Below are 18,864 nucleotides of genomic sequence, written 5' to 3' on the forward strand. Positions count from 1 at the left end.
TTTTAGAGAGATTTGAGAAGAATTTAGTGACAGCAGAAGAAAAAACGGTCTCTGTTTCACAACATCGCAAAAGGGTTTCTGAATATAAGGCGGTCCTTACATTATAGGATCATTTTCTCATATTTTTGCCAATATACATAACACCAACATACATAACAAATGCGATCTAACTTTATGAAGAATGGTAAATCGATCGTGTTGGCAAATTTCACTAATGCTTCGCTTTGTAAGCGGCAAACCGTGCAAAAGGTCCTTCTGCAAACAAAACATTAAATGTTTTTGCAAACCACCCACCACAAACCATCCACAGACACATAGCCAACTCAAAATTTCACTGCTCGTTTGTTTTTGGCAATCGGGAAAAAATTCACCTTTAAGATGTCACTCAGCCTCACCTTGTGTGAAGCTTTTTTTTATGGAGGAAATTGTGCGAAAAATATCACAAAACGGACTAGCACTCATGAAACAATGGGAAGGATTGCGTTTGAGTGCTTATAAAGACGCCATCGGTATATGGACAATTGGTTATGGACATACAAACAGTGCCGGAAAACCCTTTGTTCACAAAGGTATGGCAATCACTGAACAACAGGCGGAAGATCTTCTTCGCCAAGATTTAAAACAATTTGAAGATGCCGTGGAACAAGCGGTTCAAGTTGCCTTAACGGATGAACAATTCGCGGCATTGGTTTCCTTTTGTTATAATGTAGGAACAACAGCTTTTTGTAACTCAACCCTGTTAAAAAAACTCAATGCCGGTGAATATGAAGCCATACCAACCGAACTCCAGAAATGGACCAAAGCCGGTGGTAAGCGCTTGCAGGGTCTTGTCCACCGGCGTGCAGCAGAAGCAGGGTTGTGGGCGAAAGGCGCTTATGTTTCCTCAAACTACCAAACCGTGGAAAGCAAAGAGCCAACGGGACTTTTCAAAGCAGAAGCATTGGCACCCATTATTGGCTCTTTTTCAGGTCTTGGCGGCTTGTTAGCAGGCAATGGTCCAGTACAATGGGCACTTGCCACCATTATGGTTTTAGCGGCAAGTGCTGGTCTTTTCTTTGTCGCCAAACGTTTTCAGGAGCACCGCTTATGATCTTATGGATGAAAAAAAATTTACTGCTACCAGGTGCGGCTCTTGCCGCTTTTTTTATGGCTTTAGCAAGAGCTTTCAGCTTTGGCAAAAAGGCAGAACAGCAAAAGCAAACAGAAAAAACGCTAAAGACAGCAATAACACGGCTGGAGGTGGAAAATGAAGTTAATCAGAAAAATGATGCTGATGTGCGTACTGAGCTCTCTGACTGGTTGCGTGACCCATAAATATACTTCTTCTTGCATTGGTTGGTTCCCCATTTATCTAGACAAGAGAGATGTTCAGGTCATCAGTTCAAACTTAGCAAGAGAAATCTTAAAGCATAATAAACAGGGTGAACGTTTATGTGGGTGGAAACATGATGAGAAAAAAAACTGAAGAACACACAGAGCTTACAGAAACGGAAAAAGCCATGCTTCAAGAAATGATCATTGCCTATCAAAGTGTGAAAATGATGTCGCGTCTGATGAAGTGGATAGTTTTTTTTCTTTTTTTGCTTCTCCTCGATTTTGCCCGCCTTATGGATGCGCTAGATAATGTTTTCGCACATCTCAAACATTGGTTTTCAAAGCATTAACAATAAATTTTATTGCACTTGGCAATAATTGTGGTTTTTAAAACGCCTGAAAATTGATTTATGAGCGCTTGATTGAAAGCCAATATGTTTTTAATATAGCTATGAGTAGAGTAGTTGCCCTTGTTTCTGGTGTGAGGGCTTCCCAAGAGAAAATAACGATTGGCAGGGGAGATTTCTGAAATGCTAAAATTTGTTACTGTTGTCTCTTTTATTGACAGCTGGCTGTGCTTCTATAAGTGATCGTTCATCGAATTATATTGATCGAAATCTTACAAATGGTGAAGCGAAATTAATTGCCAACGATTTTGTTCGCAATCTCAAAACTTCTTTACCGCTAGCCACAACGATACTTACTTGTAAAAAAAGTAACACAGAAGACAACTTTACACCTTTATTTATCACTCTATTGCAACAGAATGGATATGACTTGATCTCTACAGATCAAGCCCCAAACAGCAAAACAGAGCTATAAATTTAACTTATAAAAGAATGCTAATAGATATAATGTCCTCTGTTTATTATGATGAGGCTGGGGTAACACGTTATTATGTACGTACTTATAACAGATAAAACTCGTTTTCCAGTTTGTCCCAAAGGGATAGACAATGGGGAAATATTGCGATTGAATGAATCCGTAAAGTTTACATATTCAGCCAATAATGACCTTTCATCGAGGTTACCATTTCAATGTTATGGTGACAAACAAAGAGCATTTTCCTGATCATGAATAGTATAACGATAAAGCCATTGAGCACTCCCCTCTTTACGCTTATGAAGGAGTAAGCCGGCACCATCGTTATATTTTCCAGCCCTCAATGTTGCGGCAGCCCTAGCATTAAGATAGTTCAGAAAAGCCAGTTTTAGTCCCTCTTCTATAGTTTTTACCCACACACCAGCCCCACTTTTGACATGCAAGCAAGTGATATTAATTGATACAATATGAGAGGGGTTGTGATGAAAAAACCTTACTATATTTAGGGCTATGATTCAAGTTGAAAAAGATGATTTATCATTATAAATCAATGTTTTGTAGATTTTTGCTTATCCTTCATTTTATCTGTCTCATAGAAAAGATAGAGAATATCTATGCACATTTCAAACAGTGGTTTTCAAAAAATTCGCCGTTTATGCATGATTCGATGAAAAACATTCTTTAAAGCAAGAAAGAGCTTAAGCAAGATATTAAGAAAAGGCGTTAAAAGCGCAAGCCATTTATTTTGCTCCATGACACCACGCACAAAAAAGCTTGAGAAAACTTTTCATGATCTGCAGAAATAAAATTTGTATAGTGTTTTATTTTTTCTATTTATATAGATTTTCGGATTAAAACATGTATAATAAAATATCTATTTAAACAAATAAGGGGTTTATATGAATACAAAATGTTTAATTAAAATGTTTGTTGCGACTTTGATAGCAACCTCTAGCGTACAAGCAGCTGATACTATAATGCCTCCTCAAAAAACAAACTCAAGAGTTACACCGATTATTGCTGCAAGGAATTTTTCTTGGACGGGTCTTTATTTTGGAGGACAAATTGGTAATTTTTCAAGTAAAGACTCTTTAAATTACTCTGAAGATGCAACTGCTGGTAAATGGGGTTGGGTTGATAAAGATTTATTACCTAAACCTTCAGGATTTGTCTTGGGTCTTTATGGAGGCTCTAATGTTGAGCTAGGAAAAAACTTTGTTATCGGTGTTGATACGGATATGATATGGTCTGGCAAAGCACGTAAAAAAGATACAAAAACCGATGACGGAGAAGAAATTGCAAATGACAATGATCTAAATTCTATTAACGCGGTCTTTAAAGAAGCTGATATTCCCATTAAGAAGCCTGGTGCTGGTGATGAAACCATCCCCAATATTGGTGATATTGTTGTAAGCAGTGTTACCTTGAAAGAGAAATGGGCTGGTGCAGCACGTGTACGTCTTGGTTTTGCTTCTGATCACGTTATGCCCTATATATCAGGTGGTATTGCCTATGCACAACTGCAATATATTATGTCGCTTTTAGCAAAGTCCCAAGAAGACCAGTTTGTCTTTGCTTCTGGCGATGTATTGAATGAAGCAAAAACGATGATTGGTTATACAATTGGTGGTGGTCTTGATTTTGCCGTAACCAATCATCTTATTTTCCGGACAGAATATCGCTATTCAGATTTTGGTAAGAAGAAGTTTGGTGAGGATAAACTTGAAATTCACCATAAAACGAATAATTTCCGCGTTGGTTTGGCTTATAAATTCTAATTTATGGCAAAACTGCGTTATAAAAAACCCGCTTTGCTGCGGGTTTTTTTATCTATCTGATTACTAAACACCATCCCTCAAGGTGTATAAAGAGATCAATGGATAAAATTTACAGACAAATTTGCACAGTTTTATGGAAAGATAAGCGCCATAGCCTTTTCATTTTTCAGTACAATATTTCCTTATCCCCCTATCCATAGAATAAGCCTATTAAAAATATCACATTGTTTTTTTGAAAAATTGTTTTTATAAATTTTTTTGTCATCAAAAAAATCTGCTTTGGCAAGAAGAGGTTTTAATCACTTCCCAATGGTAGGGTTGTTATGCTTCTCTCCCCTTTGATAAGCTTAAGCAAAAAGCATAAAAACGTAAGGAGAATAACAAAATCTCTTTTTTTCGTTCTGATTGCTTTAAAAAACCGTTTTTACACAATTTTTCAACACGCACAGCTCTACCTCAATGGCAGCACCCCTCCACAAAGCGGCAGAAGGAGCAAATTATTTCACTGCGCTCTTTTTCTTGCTATAGAGGGCGCAGATTTTTCTCGCCAAATGTCAAAAAGAAAGCAATTTTATCCATGACACTTCACCATCATGCAATTTCCGAAAAATGAATTATCTTTACAAATCGATATATGAATTAACTTAAAAAACATTTTTGCTCTCCCCACATTTCAAAAGCAAATCTTGAGCAAATTCTGTTTTGACAATGTTCATTCAATTTTGCTTTTATTCCTCAAAGCAGCGCCAAAAATAGAAAGGTTGTTTTTTCTGTTAACAATTGGAGAGTTCAAAGCCATGGGGATAGCTCCCATCACATTGATGTTTGAACGCTGTTAAGTTCTATATTTGCGTACCTCTCAAAAGAACAGCGCATGAACTAACAAGGCATTGTTTTAATATCGCTGTGCTGTCCTCACGGATTGAAAAGCAATAGAGAGGAAAGAATTAAAAGTGGTACAGTTTTGAAAAGCCATAAAAAAAGCCCCATCGGCCTATTTATCTTTAGGCAAGTTTTTTGACAGATAATGCGGATCATCTATCACGGATTCTTGTTTTCCTCATTACTTTTTAAACCACCTTTTGCATTGCGCTTTTAAGGAGGGCTTCAGATATGAAAATTGTATAGAGAAAACAATGCGTTGTAAATGAAAGATGAGTAATTACAATACCAAAATCAAATAATCTTATAGAAAAGGAATATTGTAGAAAATCGAAAAGTGGTGCGGGTGGTCGGACTCGAACCGACACTCCTCTCGGAACCAGATTTTGAGTCTGGCGCGTCTACCAGTTCCACCACACCCGCACATTATAAATAAGGGATAGAACTACCTAATTACTTTACTGCACTATATGAAGAAGGACAGATTCGTCAACAACAGATTTTTTGTTTTTTAAGAATCTATATGATTTTGAGCTGATTCATTGTATAGAGTTTTCTTCTCTAGAAGATTTTGATTATTTGTTTGATTGGATTTAGAGCAGACAATTTGTAAAGTCTTTACTGATTAGATTTATGAAAGCCCTCATGATATTGAACAGATTAAAGCTTTGGACCATTTCTTTAGCGAATCGGCGTACAGCGCCCTATTGGCTTGGATTTATTGCCTTTATTGAAAGTTCTGTTTTTCCAATTCCAGTAGATATTTTATATATACCCATGGGGCTTGTCCATCCCAAGCGGGTTTATCGTTATGCTTTTATTGCAATGTTTGGTTCTGTTTTAGGAGGTATTGCCGGTTGGTTTATTGGTCACTTTGCCTATGACATTCTTGCCAAACCGATTTTAGAATTCTACGGTAAAGTTGAAAGTTTTGAAGCGCTTAAAAACACTGCAACATTACAATTTTTGGTTATTTTATTAATCACTTCAGGTTTTTTACACCTTCCCCCCATCAAGATTATCACCATTTTAGCAGGGGTCATGGGTATCAATCTTGGGCTTTTTATTGTCACCTGTTTTTTTGCGCGTGGTGCGCGCTTTTATCTTCTCGCATGGCTGATTCAGCGTTTTGGAAAACAAGCTATGGATTTTCTTTACCGGCATTTCAAATGGATTGTCTTGATTGGTTTTTTAAGTCTTCTACTTATTTATGGAATTTTTATCATGTTTGTAAAAAAACACCTCTTATTTTAAGGAACAGCCGCAATGGTAAACACTTTGTCTTCTCAGCACATTTTGCACAAACACATTCGTTGTGAGCCAAGTAGGAAAGAACAAAGTTTATGGGCTTTTTTTCTGGCTTTTTGCCTATCGAGTACGATAGGCCTGGCACTTGCTTTTGAATATATTGGTGGCTATCTTCCGTGTGATTTATGCCTGATTGAACGTTTACCCTATTATGGTGCATTACCCTTTTTGCTTTTAGCAGGGGTTGGGGCATGGTTTTTCCGTATGTCTTCTTGGATACAACTGTTATTTTTTTGTGTTTTTATTTTCATGTCAATCAGTCTCGTTTTAGCAGTTTACCATACAGGTGTTGAATATGGCTTTTGGCCAGCGCCTCCCAGCTGTGGTTTAAGTGCAATAAGCAGAACCACAGATGTCAACCAGCTCTTTAACCAATTAAACAACATCCACCCTCCCGCTTGCTCTGAAGCCAGTTTTCGCTTTCTTTTTCTTTCATTTGCTGGTTGGAATGTCGTTAGCAGTTTCTTTTACATGCTTACCAGTTTGTACATTGCTTCAAAAGGGCTGCTTTCAAACTATAAGACATAAAATCACTCACCCTCCATAGCGCATGGTTTTTCTTAAAATATCCCATAGTGCATAGCCCCCCTCTTGCGTTAAAACCCCAAAGAGTATAAAGATTGCCCTTTTAAGCACGTTCACGAACATTGTCTCCTCTTCCAAGCTTCTCTCTACTTTTCAACGCCCCACTTTTCAATAAATGAAACAGCCTTCTGTTTATTGTAAAATATCCCTATGCTTTCTTTGATGACCCATTTGCAGCTTTCATGTTGTTATCAATGTTTCCCTCCTTTGGCGAGAGAAACAACAAACACAATGAATAGCTATATTTTATGTTTTGCTTCTCTGTACTTATAGGCAATATTTTGATAGAAGGCGGCAGTGGAAAATCTATCGGATAATGGTGAGGGGACCAATAAATATTGAATGGTCAACCATGCCTGAGGATAAAAACACAACGCCTCCCACTCCCTCGCTTACTCCTGTAAATATCTTTCACCTTAAAGCACCGCATATTATGATGGAACATAATCATAGTGCATGGCGGGAACACGGGAAATTAGGAGATATAAATGCTCCTCATCCCCCCTCATATCAAACCTCGCATCAAATCGGCTCCCCGCATCAGACAGGTTTTTTGGTGCGATTTCCCTCATGATTCCATCTTACCTGAATTTTGGAAAAAACGTCCTATTTTAGTGCTCTCTAAAAATGCGAAACTCTATGGAAATGTTACGGTTTTACCATTTTCAACAAAATTCCAATCGAATAATCGAGCAGCTTATACCCTATAATCTCCGATAGAAAATAAAAAGGCATAGATTATCTGCAATGATATCACAACCGTTTCGGTAAGTCGTCTCAGTTGTTCCCATAGTGTTCCAAGACTATCGAAGCAAGAATTTCATTAAATTGTTGCTCTTATGCATAAAATATTTGTCCCGTTTTCACCACTGACTTAATTAAAAAAATAAGCGTATATAGAGAGGCATATACAGCACCAGTAATAGTGGCCACTTCCCCGCAAGGGGAGATAGGAACGAAAGGAGTGGATGCCCACTCCTTTCGTTATTTAACAGCTCCCTTTGATTAAAAAACATCTTTTGGATATTTCTTGAAATATCTTCATACTTACGTGTGATTGCTTCTCACCTTGTATATTTTCTGTTTAAAAGCATCTTTAAATTGAATGCGTAAAACAACCTCTCTGCTGTTAAGCGCATCCCCTTCATCATCCCCTCAACACGAGCACCAACAAAACTTCCCACAGCACACCTCATACCATCACACCAGCCTCACGCACCACCACAGCTCCCGATAGCCAACGCCACATCTCCCCCATCCCCTTTCATTTCCCTCTTCATCAGTGCCACAATTCCCTAGCACCATTCCTTGGCAAAATTCCCAGTATTTCCCTTTTTGGCCGTGTGTTTTCATTGCCTCACACAGTCACGTTTTTCTTGCCAGCTTATTTTGTCTTTATCATCTAAACAGATTTTACTTTCTTGACACTGCAACCTTTTCCCATCAGCGTTGTTCTTTACGTCTCACTGTCTTTTTACAATTTTTTAATTTTAGATTGACATTCACTTTTTTTCTCTTATATCTTTAGAACTATTCTAAAGTGCAAAGGAACAGAAAATGTTGAGATCGTTTTTTTCATTTGTACAACGCAAAGCTCTGTCCTTTCGTTCAGCACAAACAATGGCTATTCGAGCGCTCAAAGCAAAAAAACGCCATGCCACTCTTTATTTAAAATATGCTAAAGCTTTAGCGCCTTATTCTTCCAAGCAAGCCGCAATTTTTACAGCAATGGGCATACGAGAGCTTGAAAATTATAAGCAGCTTTTGTGTCTTTCCTGTAGCAATCGTGGAGGAATGATAGATTCAGCCTGTACGCATCCTACTCTTGCAACAAGTATAACAAGCAAAAAGTTTTATATCAGTTCTCGACCACAGAGCAATTCGCGAAGCAAAACAACAAATCAAACCACGAAAAAGCCCTCGAAAACGCACAGACAGCTGCTTTTAACGTGGATTCAACCTGGTCTTGCCGGCTTAATGGATGGCTCTGTTTCCACCCTTGCCCCCATTTTTGCCGCAGCTTTTGCAACCGGTGACACGCATCAAACCTTTCTGATAGGGCTCTCAGCTTCCGTAGGAGCGGGACTATCAATGGGTTTTACAGAAGCAGCCCATGATGATGGGAAATTATCGGGTCGTGGTTCTCCCTTTAAAAGGGGTCTTGCCAGCGGCATTATGACAACAATAGGGGGATTAGGACACGCACTTCCCTATTTAATCAACTCTTTTTATGTCGCAACGGTGATCGCCTTTATTATTGTTTTTTTCGAGCTATGGGCCATTGTGTGGATTCAAAATAAATTCATGTCAACTCCTTTTTGGCGAGCATCTTTGCAAGTTATCATTGGTGGTGCTCTCGTTTTTGCCACGGGCATTCTTATCGGCAATATTTAAAAGCAGTACTGAAACAACTAGCATGCAACAAACAAACTTCTCATCGTTAATTTTTTTATTATTGCGCTTTAAAACAGCTTACCCTGCTCTTTTGACAAAAACGCAGAGGAAAGATTTTCATTTTTGCTATAAATCTGCTGCATTCTCTGAACTCAATATTCAATAAATTGGTATAAAAAGAATCGCTTTTGGGGACAACCTCTCTCCATAGATGTGTATTGACTTGTGTTACGGACAACATTTGCTAAAGTCATCTATATTCTTGATCTTTCTTCATAGTTTGGAAATATATTTACCATGCCCCACAGCCCAACCAATGCGCCTTTTAACAACCAAGGGAATTCTCCCTCCTCTGCCTTTTCTGGAACCTCACAACCGGTGACTTTATCTGTTGAGATCCTTGCACACGGACAAGGCTTAGAACTCCCACACTATGCCACAACTGGTTCTGCTGGTCTTGATCTACGCGCCGCACTTGCTGAAGAAGAAACGGTTGTCCTTGCACCTGGGCAACGTACCCTTATTCCCACGGGTCTTATTTTTCACCTTTCGCCTGGGTTTGAAGCACAAATACGTCCACGCTCAGGTTTAGCCTTAAAACACGGCATTACATGTTTAAATGCGCCAGGCACCATTGATAGTGATTACCGTGGTGAAGTGAAAGTTCTGCTTATCAATTGTGGTCAAGAAGACTTCTCCATTGAACGCGGCATGCGCATTGCCCAAACGGTCATCGCACCGGTTGTGCAAGTAAATGTCTGTGCCATCGAACCAGATCACAAAGAGAGCACAAGCAACGCGGGAGAGCGCGGCACCGGTGGTTTTGGTTCCACAGGTCACGACTAAACCGCATATTGCGAGAGAAAAAGGACATTTTTTCACAAAAGTGACAGAGATTGATTCCAACGGAGTTTACTTTTTACGCAAGATCTAAAAGCACAATGCATCCATGCACCAACATTTAAGCCACACATCATCACATGCTAGCGCCTAAAACACTAAACCGTGATAAGAAAAACATAAAAACAAAATTCGCTGCATAAGCTGCATAAATTGCGAGAAAGGCATGATCCATAAAACAGCACAGCACTAAGCCGGTTATCGTGCTGGTTGTTTAGAGAAAACTTTGCGCAATGGGATGAGCAAAACACAGGGTCGTTTGACTTTTCCAATTTCCATATAAACAGAAACAAAACTCTTTATAACCAGTATCTTTACTCTAGGGCTTTTGATTCTATGGGAGCAACCGTTTCCATGACAGCACTCTTGGTGTTTACCACATCATTTGTTGTCATCCCACCATCCGTAACAGGCATTCGGGTAGCTTTCTCTCCTGTATTATGACTTGTCGTACCTTTTGCAGCAACATGAACAGATTTTTGCAATCCCATCAGGCCAACTTTGCTATAGCCGGCTGCTCGGATTTGATTGAGCAAATCCACCACAGAGCCATAATCGATTTCGCTATCGGCTTTGAGCAAAATTTTTATTTCTCGATTTTGCTTTGTTTCCTTGAGCAGAGATTCCACAAAAGTTGTTTGGCTTACAAGCTGATCGCCGACATAAAGCGCATGATCTTTTTGCAGAGTGACATAAAGGGGCTCGTCAGGTTGAGGCGTGAGAGGCGCTTGGGTTATAGCAGGAAGTTGCACAGGGATAACCGATGTTGCCAAAGGTGCAGCAACCATAAAAACAATAAGCAACACCAAAACCACATCAATAAAAGGAGTCACATTGATCTCGCTGTGCAATCCACTTTTATCGAGATCAAAATCATCATTCAAACCTGCTTTCATTTTTTATGACTTTTCTGTTGTCTCTGTTTATCGAGTTCACGGCTTAAGAGTCTTTCAAGTGCAGCGGCAATATCGCCCAAATCATTGCGATAACCACTCAAAGCACGCATCAAGCTATTATACATCACCACAGCGGGAATCGCCACAAAAAGCCCGATAGCTGTTGCCAGCAAAGCTTCGGCAATTCCAGGTGCCACCACATCAAGCCTCGTAGTTTGGGACTGAGCAATACCGATAAAAGAATTCATGATTCCCCAAACGGTGGCAAATAGCCCCACAAAGGGAGCAATAGCGCCAATGGTCGCAAGAACAGCGCTTCCATAGGCAACACGGCGCACAGCAGCCAGCAAACAGCGTGACAACAGCGAATGAACGCGCTCTTTTACACCTTCATTCATATCGCGAATATCACGTGCAACCTCACCATCGTCATTGATTTCTTCATAAAAGAAGGGAAATTCATCCGCAACGCTGTGTGCCCCCTTTCCTCCCTGTTGTATTTCCAGCCTTGCACTTGTTCTTTCATAAGCGCTTCCACCAACTCCTTCACTACCGCCAAAATAAACCTGTTGTGTAGACAGATAGACCTCTTTGAGAACTTCCTTCAGAAAAACCACACCAGCTCCTTTGCTTTGTTTCAAACTAGCAGCCAAACGTGTAAGGGTCTGAGCCTTAAGAATTAATTGAAGTTCGTAGCGCACCCTTCGTTTTGCAAGAGTAATTTCGATAATTTTAACAAAAGCAATAGTCCAAGAAACAAGGGAAGCAAGCAACAACAAAACAATCACGGCTTTCACGACAAAATCAGCCGCCATAAACATAGCAAAGGGGGAAAGATCATGCACAGCCAATCCAGCAGATGCAGTCTCTAAGGGTACGGTCTCAGATTCCATTTTTGTCTCACACAGGTCGTGGTTTTCACTTTTTTGTCTTACAGCTGTGTCATCAGCCCCCGTAGCATCATTTTCCCACAACGCCCCGTCCCTGTTAACGTCACTCTGTATTTTTCTTAAAAAATAAAACTTGATAAATCAAGTATAGTTTTATTTCAAAAGCTTTCTCTTTCAAGAGGCATTTTTGAAGAAATTTTCCTTACAAATTTACAAAGCAAATTTACAAAAATTTTATCAGACAAAACAGATTATGTCGCAAAACACCTTAAATAACAAGATGCAGACTGCCTTAAATTTTGATGTCTCATGATAATTTCGCTTCAAACATCATCATGGTGTAGATTTATTTTTTCATAAGCGTAAAGATAGCGCTACACAAGGGTTTTGGCATTATCTTCCTCACGAACCAAACCAATAACCTATAACCAAATAAGATTTATTGTCTCAAAAATACTTTTAAATTGCATAAAAGAGAGGGAACTAAAAAAAGCCTTTGGCGTTATCAAAGCAGTGAAATTTTTACTCTAAAGCAAATGATCACTATGAACACACAAATACTGAGGAATGATGAAATCAAGAGAGGGAAAAGCACCATGGCAAATCATAAAACACCAAAAGATAACAAAATAGCGTCAGAAAAAAATCTCCAAGGACAGTTAGACAAGTTACACAATGAAATTTCAGGAATCACGGAAACATTAACAGATCTTGGTGCAAGCAAATTGAGTGCTGCCAAAAACAAAGCAGAAAAATTGTACAATTCCGCCAAAGAAAACAGCGAAGATATCATGTCTCAAGCCAAAGAAAAGATTGGTGAACTTGAACAAACCATGAATGAATGCGTTCGTAAAAATCCTGGCAAAAGCGTTTTGTTTTCGGCAGGTATTGGTTTTATTCTTGCACAATTATTACGTCGTTAAACAATGCATAAATTTATCGCTCCCCTTTTAAACCATCTTATCGGTGGTGGTTTAAAAAGCACGGTTAAGCAAGTTCGCCTTCAAGCAATTTGCTATGGATTTATGGGCATTTCATTATTTATGTCGCTGCTTTTTCTCTGTATCATTGGTTTTATTGCCCTCTGTTTTGTCATGAAACCGATTGCTGCAGCCAGTGTAATGTTTATTTTTTGGCTTTTTTTTGCAGGCATAGCATATTTCATGAGCCGCATTCTCAATGCGTATCAAAGCTATGAACAACAAAAAAAATCAGAAGAGCAGCGCCATAGACTTATGACCGATGCCACAGTTTCCAGTCTTGTGTTTTTAAGCAAACGTCTTCCTTTTGCCAAATTGAGCATTCCAGTTCTTGGACTTGTAAGCTATTTTTTGTGGAAAAAAGATAAAAAAGACCACCTTTCAGATTAAGATATGCAATTGTGCATCTCTAACCCTCCGCGCGGTGTTTTCTCTCTTCAAGGAAAGAAAACACCTTTTGTTTTGTTGTTTTCCTTCTGTATTCTAGATGTGTTTTGGAACAATCTTAATTTGTCTTGTTTTCATGAAGCAAAGGGGCGCACTTTTCACACATTCTATCATTTTCATTATTCCCCTTCCCGATCACTTGCAAAGACAACAGCTTGGCAAAGCCAATGCGAAAGAAGCAGCAAAACAATTCATTCCCTGCCTTGTCCAAGAAGAGTCCCTCTCATGACTATATTGACTGCCTACTCGCCCGGCTACTTCAATAGCTTCCTCCTTTAAGGAGCAGATTCTTTTATCAGAAACAGCTTTTACCCACTTTTGACCCATTCGTTGGTAGAATTTGTCTTTTTATCGGAGCTTGCTTTGTATCTTTGTCAGATGTTATAAAATCCTCCCTGCAGAGCATAAAAAAACCCGCAAACGCGAAGATTTCTAACCGTATCAGCCCCTTTTTGCAATACAATATGCCCTCAGCACAGAGGGGAACTTAAATGCGATTTACGACACTTTATCAAAGCAGAATAATACATATTGATACAATCCAAGAGAATCGGTTAGAGAGCCCTATTATCATAATGAAGGTTCAAATGAAGAAATTATTATCCATAACGCTTGATGTAATATTGATAGCTTTTTTTCGATATCCACATTATCAAGATATACGCGCGTAGAGAATTTAGAACAGTACGATAAGCTTTACGAAGAATATGTGCGTAAAAATTATCAAACTCAAAAATACCAGCAGAAATTAGCAAAAGCAAAAGAATCGATAGAATATATAAAGTCGTTCATGGGAAGTACTGTAGGCATCCCCCCACGACGAGAGTCCATTTTGGAGGTATTTAATAACATTGCCAAGCAATCCTCCAGAGTTTAATATTTTAAAACATTATCACATCGTGCTTGTTTTTTGTGGAAGCTTTGCTGATTTATGACAAAGTGACAAAACTATGCCCACACTTACCTTTAACGACTTACAAACAAGACTTAAAGATTTTAAATCTCACGGGATGAAATACTACAATAATTGGGATTATATAGAAAACCTTTTCTTCAAGGCAAAATTTGAAACACACTTTAATGATCCAATGTTTGAGTATGCAGAACAATTCCTAGATTCTCCAAATGGCATTAGCAGAAAAGAACAAACTATTCGTACAGAGCAAATGATAATAGAAAATGAGCTCACTCGTTTTAGAAACACAACTTTACTATGTGCTACTGCAAAGGATGTATATCGTGAAATGATGCCCCAAGAAAATGTAAGACCACCCGTGAGATATAGCACTTTTGAAAAATGGCAGCGATATTTAACAAGTTTTTAAACGAACGGTTAAAATGCCTCTCAAAGTGTATTAAGAACTCTTTCTCATGAATTCACAAGAGGGGATCAAGTTTGATCTTCTATAACGAGATATTGTACGCTCGCAGAGAGGTTATACTGTCTAGAGAGGCATTGTGTTTTCTTTCTTGCTTTTTACGCAGATTTATAATGATGTGAGACTCCTCAAGGCACTGTTAAAAATGATTTTTCTTTGAATTTGTCGATACATCATCATAAAGAGCACGAAAACAATTCTAATGCTTCACATTTCCTCGCAACCGGCATCCCCAGGCGCGTCATGATGCGTGATAACTTCACTTATCTCCTGCACTGCAGTATCCAAAATTTCTCGTGCATCACCTTCTGCCATAATGCGAATAACCGGCTCGGTTCCAGAAGCACGGATCACCAATCGTGTATCTTTTCCCAAACGCTGTGTTGCTTGATCTATGACCATTTTGACGGGATTCTTTTTCAGCACATTTTTGTTTTTAACGGTTATATTTTTAAAAATTTGTGGCACAGGTTCAAACCGCTTACACAATTGACTCATAGGGCTTTGACTTTCCTGCATACAAGCCAAGACCTGCAAAGCAGCCACCAATCCATCACCGGTTGTACCAAAATCACTCAAGATAATATGCCCAGAAGCCTCACCACCAACATTATATCCTTTTTGACGCATAGCCTCGACCACATAGCGATCTCCCACATTTGTCCGCACAAGATCCAAACTTTTGCTCTTCAAAAAGCGTTCCAACCCAAGATTTGACATAATGGTTGTGACCACTCCGTTACATTGCAAACATCCTCTTTTATGCCAATTTTCAGCAATGACCGCGATCAACTGATCGCCATCAATGGTTTGTGCTTTTTCATCCACCAAAAGAACACGATCGCCATCCCCATCAAGGGCAATTCCCACATCAGCGCGCACTTCATGTACTTTTTGTTTTAAGGAAGCCAAATCAGTTGATCCACATTTTTGATTAATATTGGTACCATTTGGTGTATCATGAATGGCAAACACCTCAGCGCCCAATTCCCATAGAGCGCGTGGCGCGGCTTTATAAGCAGCACCATTGGCACAATCGACAACGATGCGCAAAGCATCCAAACGAACATCCCGTGGCAAGGTTCGTTTAGCATATTCGATATAACGATAAATATCGCCCTCAACCCGTTTTGCATAACCAATTTCAGCAGCACTGGCTAAAGATTTCGCAAGATCGGTATCGATCAATTGTTCAATTTTTGCTTCCACATCATCGGAAAGCTTAAAACCATCAGGACCAAAAAGTTTAATGCCATTATCATAGAAAGGATTGTGAGAAGCAGAAATCATCACCCCAAGATCCGCGCGCAGAGAACGACAAAGCATCGCCACCGCCGGTGTTGGCACAGGTCCCAACAAAAAAGCCTCCATGCCAGCAGCTGTAAATCCTGAAACCAAAGCATTTTCCAACATATAGCCAGATAACCGGGTGTCCTTACCAATCACCACACGGCGTGATTGGCGTTGTGAACGAAACAAAACCCCTACAGCCATCCCCACTTTCATAGCAAAATCTGGTGTCATGGGAAAAGCATTGGCTTTCCCCCGAATGCCATCTGTACCAAAATATTTTTGTACCATACCTTTTCCTTTATATACGGTTTTTCTCTTGCTGTCCGCTCAAAGCAGAATCCATAAAACTGCAAGTCCCCCATGTGATAAGGTGGCTTACCCGTCCTTCTTTTTGAAATTTTCAAAAAAAATATCTCTACCCAAAATCTATCCTCTAGAACAAATTTCTGTTTCTAGTCATAAGGCACACCCACTCCATCACTTAATCCTCCATTCTGCCTATCCAGCAATATTATCTTCACAGACTTTACACATCCCCTCCCCCACTTTCAATAAAACCAAACAACAACGCTCAAGGCTCTGCTTTCACACCACAAGGGCATACGCACCAAACCTCTCCACACACAGTAAGCACATCATCACCAACGCACTAGCCCTCATTTTTTTCCCCAACCCTCATCGTTTTCCTCATTGTTTGAAAAAGGCGCAAGTCTTAACCTGCGCCTTTTTTAAAAAATTATTTAAAAGCTTTCCCAAAACATCGTCACTCAAGCATCACCAGAAGGCTTATGTTTTCCTTTATCACGCCCTGTAGCACTAGACTTTTTTTCAACCTTAGCTTTACTGGCAGAATGTGTTGCTGCCTTAGTGGTACTTTTTGCGCTTCGCGTTTTTTTTTCCATATCATGAGACTGCGTAACTTGAGACGCAGTCTTACCAGTCTCAGCATCACCGGAAGTTTTTTTCTTTCCAACTTGTGCTTCTTTTTTACTTATCCGTGTTTTATCGGAAGTGATTTTATCAGTCTCTGCTTTATCAACTCTCGCTTCACCAACATCTGCATTCACAACAGTTGATGTATGAGACTCTGCCTTTATTGTTCCCGTCTTAGGCACAGAAGAAGTACGTGGAGAAGCGGTTTCATCTTTTTGGGTTCGTGAAGGCGGCTTTCCAGCAATGACTTCGTTAATTTCAGCTCCCGTTAAAGTTTCATATTCCAATAAACCTTGCGCTAAAGCGAACCATTCTTGTCTTTTTGTTTTTAGAATATTGGTAGCATTTTTATAAGCATCATCAATCAGTTTACGCACTTCCATATCGATCATGCGTGCAGTTTCCTCAGAGACATTTTGTGTTCGTGCCACGGAATGTCCTAAAAAGACCTCATCCTGATTATCACCATAGGCGACATGACCCAGCAGATCAGAAAACCCCCACCGTGTAATCATGGCACGTGCTAATTTTGTTGCTTGTTCAATATCGGAAGAAGCGCCCGATGTGATATTTTCCTTGCCAAATTTTAATTCTTCAGCGACGCGTCCTCCCATCATAATGGCCAGACGAGAAATCATCCAACGATAGCTCATGGAATAACGATCACCTTCAGGCAATTGCATCACCATTCCCAAAGCTCTTCCTCTTGGCACGATTGTTGCCTTATGAACAGGGTCGGCAACAGGCACATTGAGAGCCACGATAGCGTGTCCTGCTTCGTGATAGGCGGTGAGTTCTTTTTCTTCTTGTGTCATAGCGGTTGAACGACGTTCAGCCCCCATCATCACCTTATCTTTAGCATCTTCGAACTCTTGCATTGTCACGACTCGTTTATTGCGGCTAGCTGCCATAAGAGCCGCTTCATTGACAAGATTCATCAAATCAGCACCAGAAAAGCCTGGCGTTCCTCTTGCCAAAATTTTTAAGTCAACATTAGGGGCTAAAGGCACGTTACGGACATGCACTTTTAAGATCTGTTCACGCCCAGAAACATCAGGGTTTGGCACCACCACTTGCCGATCAAAACGCCCTGGCCTTAACAAAGCCGGATCGAGCACATCAGGACGGTTTGTTGCAGCAATAAGAATAATACTTTCATTGGGTTCAAAACCATCCATTTCGACAAGCAGCTGATTTAAGGTCTGTTCACGCTCATCATTTCCGCCTCCAAGTCCCGCCCCACGATGGCGTCCCACAGCATCGATTTCATCGATAAAGATAATACATGGGGCATTTTTTTTCGCCTGTTCGAACATATCGCGTACACGGCTTGCCCCCACACCGACAAACATTTCAACAAAATCTGACCCTGAAATGGTAAAGAATGGCACATTAGCCTCACCAGCCACCGAGCGTGCCAGCAAAGTTTTCCCTGTTCCTGGAGGGCCAACAAGCAAAACACCACGTGGAATACGCCCACCTAAGCGTTGAAATTTTTGTGGTTCCCGTAAAAAATCGACAATTTCTTGCAGATCCTGCTTTGCTTCTTCCACGCCGGCCACATCTTGAAAAGTCACACGGCCCTGTGCTTCGTTAAGCAATTTTGCTTTTGATTTGCCAAATCCCATTGCGCCGCGAGATCCATTTTGCATTTGCCGCATAAAGAAGACCCACGCCCCAACGATAATAATAACAGGCAGCAAGGAAAAGAGCAGATTAAGGAAGATATTATTGCCAGAGCTTTCAGGGATAGCTTTAACATTCACATTTTTGTTTTCCAACTTTTGTATCAAACCTGGATCTCGTGGAGCATAAGTTGAAATGACTCTATGTTCAATGGTTTGTCCTGTTAATTTTTGCCCTTGAATGGTCACAGATTTCAGCTCGTTATTCTCGACCTTTTGTAAAAATTCGGAATAGGAAATCTCTCCCCCTCCAGAACGCTGACTATCTCCATTAAAGAGAGAAAAGGACACAATCAAAATTAAGGCAATGACTCCCCAAATGAGGAGAGAGCGGTAATTGGAATTCATATTCAGTCCACTTAAATTAAATATATATTT

The 18,864-nt window shown here is 39.8% G+C and carries 18 protein-coding genes, 1 tRNA gene and 2 pseudogenes; 15 read left to right on the top strand and 6 right to left on the bottom strand.

Going from position 1 to position 18,864, the window contains the following annotated elements:
• From ABD909_RS01835 to ABD909_RS01855, 5 genes and pseudogenes are all read left to right on the top strand, one after another.
• A pseudogene (locus ABD909_RS01835) lies at positions 1-107 on the top strand (YopJ/AvrA family T3SS effector serine/threonine acetyltransferase); the annotation flags it as partial.
• A gap of 320 nt (positions 108-427) precedes the next feature.
• Entirely contained in the window at positions 428-1,090 is a 663-nt protein-coding gene (locus ABD909_RS01840) for a lysozyme (RefSeq protein ID WP_345096264.1), read from the top strand.
• Positions 1,087-1,314 carry a hypothetical protein gene (locus ABD909_RS01845; RefSeq protein WP_345096265.1) on the top strand — a complete coding sequence of 76 codons (228 nt, stop codon included), beginning with the start codon at positions 1,087-1,089 and terminating at the stop codon, positions 1,312-1,314. The genes ABD909_RS01840 and ABD909_RS01845 overlap by 4 nt, the downstream gene beginning before the upstream one ends.
• A 131-nt stretch (positions 1,315-1,445) precedes the next feature.
• On the top strand, positions 1,446-1,664 hold the full coding sequence (locus tag ABD909_RS01850) for a hypothetical protein (protein WP_345096266.1): 219 nt from the start codon (positions 1,446-1,448) through the stop codon (positions 1,662-1,664).
• A gap of 190 nt (positions 1,665-1,854) precedes the next feature.
• Positions 1,855-2,136, top strand: a complete 282-nt coding sequence (locus ABD909_RS01855) for a hypothetical protein (RefSeq protein ID WP_345096267.1) — start codon at positions 1,855-1,857, stop codon at positions 2,134-2,136.
• 218 nt (positions 2,137-2,354) lie between these two features.
• Here the strand turns inward: ABD909_RS01855 and ABD909_RS01860 are convergent, their stop codons facing one another.
• Positions 2,355-2,555, bottom strand: a complete 201-nt coding sequence (locus tag ABD909_RS01860; RefSeq protein ID WP_425547932.1) for a DUF4102 domain-containing protein — start codon at positions 2,553-2,555, stop codon at positions 2,355-2,357.
• 480 nt (positions 2,556-3,035) lie between these two features.
• Here ABD909_RS01860 and ABD909_RS01865 point away from each other — a divergent pair, with 480 nt between their 5' ends.
• Positions 3,036-3,914 carry an outer membrane protein gene (locus ABD909_RS01865; protein ID WP_345096268.1) on the top strand — a complete coding sequence of 293 codons (879 nt, stop codon included), beginning with the start codon at positions 3,036-3,038 and terminating at the stop codon, positions 3,912-3,914.
• 1,220 nt (positions 3,915-5,134) lie between these two features.
• Here the strand turns inward: ABD909_RS01865 and ABD909_RS01870 are convergent.
• Positions 5,135-5,219: transfer RNA gene (locus ABD909_RS01870), tRNA-Leu, on the bottom strand.
• A gap of 222 nt (positions 5,220-5,441) precedes the next feature.
• On the opposite strand from ABD909_RS01870, the gene ABD909_RS01875 reads away from it, so the two are divergent.
• From ABD909_RS01875 to dut, 5 genes and pseudogenes are all read left to right on the top strand, one after another.
• Positions 5,442-6,050, top strand: coding sequence for a YqaA family protein (locus tag ABD909_RS01875; RefSeq protein ID WP_345096269.1), 609 nt, complete (start codon positions 5,442-5,444; stop codon positions 6,048-6,050).
• A gap of 12 nt (positions 6,051-6,062) precedes the next feature.
• On the top strand, positions 6,063-6,632 hold the full coding sequence (locus tag ABD909_RS01880) for a disulfide bond formation protein B (protein ID WP_345096270.1): 570 nt from the start codon (positions 6,063-6,065) through the stop codon (positions 6,630-6,632).
• A gap of 409 nt (positions 6,633-7,041) precedes the next feature.
• Positions 7,042-7,562, top strand: a pseudogene (locus ABD909_RS01885) (type II toxin-antitoxin system PemK/MazF family toxin).
• A 684-nt stretch (positions 7,563-8,246) separates the two neighbouring features.
• The gene (locus ABD909_RS01890; RefSeq protein ID WP_345096271.1) at positions 8,247-9,083 is read left to right on the top strand and encodes a VIT1/CCC1 transporter family protein; all 837 of its coding nucleotides are present in this window, start codon (positions 8,247-8,249) and stop codon (positions 9,081-9,083) included.
• 297 nt (positions 9,084-9,380) lie between these two features.
• A complete protein-coding gene (gene dut, locus ABD909_RS01895; RefSeq protein ID WP_345096272.1) occupies positions 9,381-9,929 on the top strand; it encodes a dUTP diphosphatase in 549 nt (182 codons plus the stop codon).
• Positions 9,930-10,297: 368 nt separating this feature from the next.
• Here the strand turns inward: dut and ABD909_RS01900 are convergent, their stop codons facing one another.
• Entirely contained in the window at positions 10,298-10,879 is a 582-nt protein-coding gene (locus tag ABD909_RS01900; protein WP_345096273.1) for a biopolymer transporter ExbD, read from the bottom strand.
• Positions 10,876-11,772, bottom strand: a complete 897-nt coding sequence (locus ABD909_RS01905) for a MotA/TolQ/ExbB proton channel family protein (protein WP_345096573.1) — start codon at positions 11,770-11,772, stop codon at positions 10,876-10,878. Before ABD909_RS01905 ends, ABD909_RS01900 begins: the two co-directional genes overlap by 4 nt.
• 593 nt (positions 11,773-12,365) lie before the next feature.
• Between ABD909_RS01905 and ABD909_RS01910 the strand changes: the two genes are divergently transcribed.
• The 4 genes from ABD909_RS01910 (at position 12,366) to ABD909_RS01925 (ending at position 14,521) form a co-directional block, all read left to right on the top strand.
• Positions 12,366-12,692: an ElaB/YgaM/YqjD family protein gene (locus ABD909_RS01910; protein ID WP_345096274.1), complete on the top strand. Its 327-nt coding sequence runs from the start codon at positions 12,366-12,368 to the stop codon at positions 12,690-12,692.
• Between the two features lie 3 nt (positions 12,693-12,695).
• On the top strand, positions 12,696-13,139 hold the full coding sequence (locus ABD909_RS01915; protein WP_345096275.1) for a hypothetical protein: 444 nt from the start codon (positions 12,696-12,698) through the stop codon (positions 13,137-13,139).
• A 133-nt stretch (positions 13,140-13,272) separates the two neighbouring features.
• A complete protein-coding gene (locus ABD909_RS01920; RefSeq protein ID WP_345096276.1) occupies positions 13,273-13,425 on the top strand; it encodes a hypothetical protein in 153 nt (50 codons plus the stop codon).
• Between the two features lie 721 nt (positions 13,426-14,146).
• The gene (locus ABD909_RS01925; RefSeq protein WP_345096277.1) at positions 14,147-14,521 is read left to right on the top strand and encodes a hypothetical protein; all 375 of its coding nucleotides are present in this window, start codon (positions 14,147-14,149) and stop codon (positions 14,519-14,521) included.
• A 261-nt stretch (positions 14,522-14,782) separates the two neighbouring features.
• Here ABD909_RS01925 and glmM read toward each other — a convergent pair whose 3' ends face one another.
• Entirely contained in the window at positions 14,783-16,156 is a 1,374-nt protein-coding gene (gene glmM / locus ABD909_RS01930) for a phosphoglucosamine mutase (protein ID WP_345096278.1), read from the bottom strand.
• A 479-nt stretch (positions 16,157-16,635) separates the two neighbouring features.
• Entirely contained in the window at positions 16,636-18,834 is a 2,199-nt protein-coding gene (gene ftsH / locus ABD909_RS01935) for an ATP-dependent zinc metalloprotease FtsH (protein WP_345096279.1), read from the bottom strand.
• Positions 18,835-18,864 lie beyond the last annotated feature (30 nt).

The organism is Bartonella acomydis (assembly GCF_039543025.1).
GTDB classification, from domain to species: Bacteria; Pseudomonadota; Alphaproteobacteria; order Rhizobiales; family Rhizobiaceae; genus Bartonella; species Bartonella acomydis.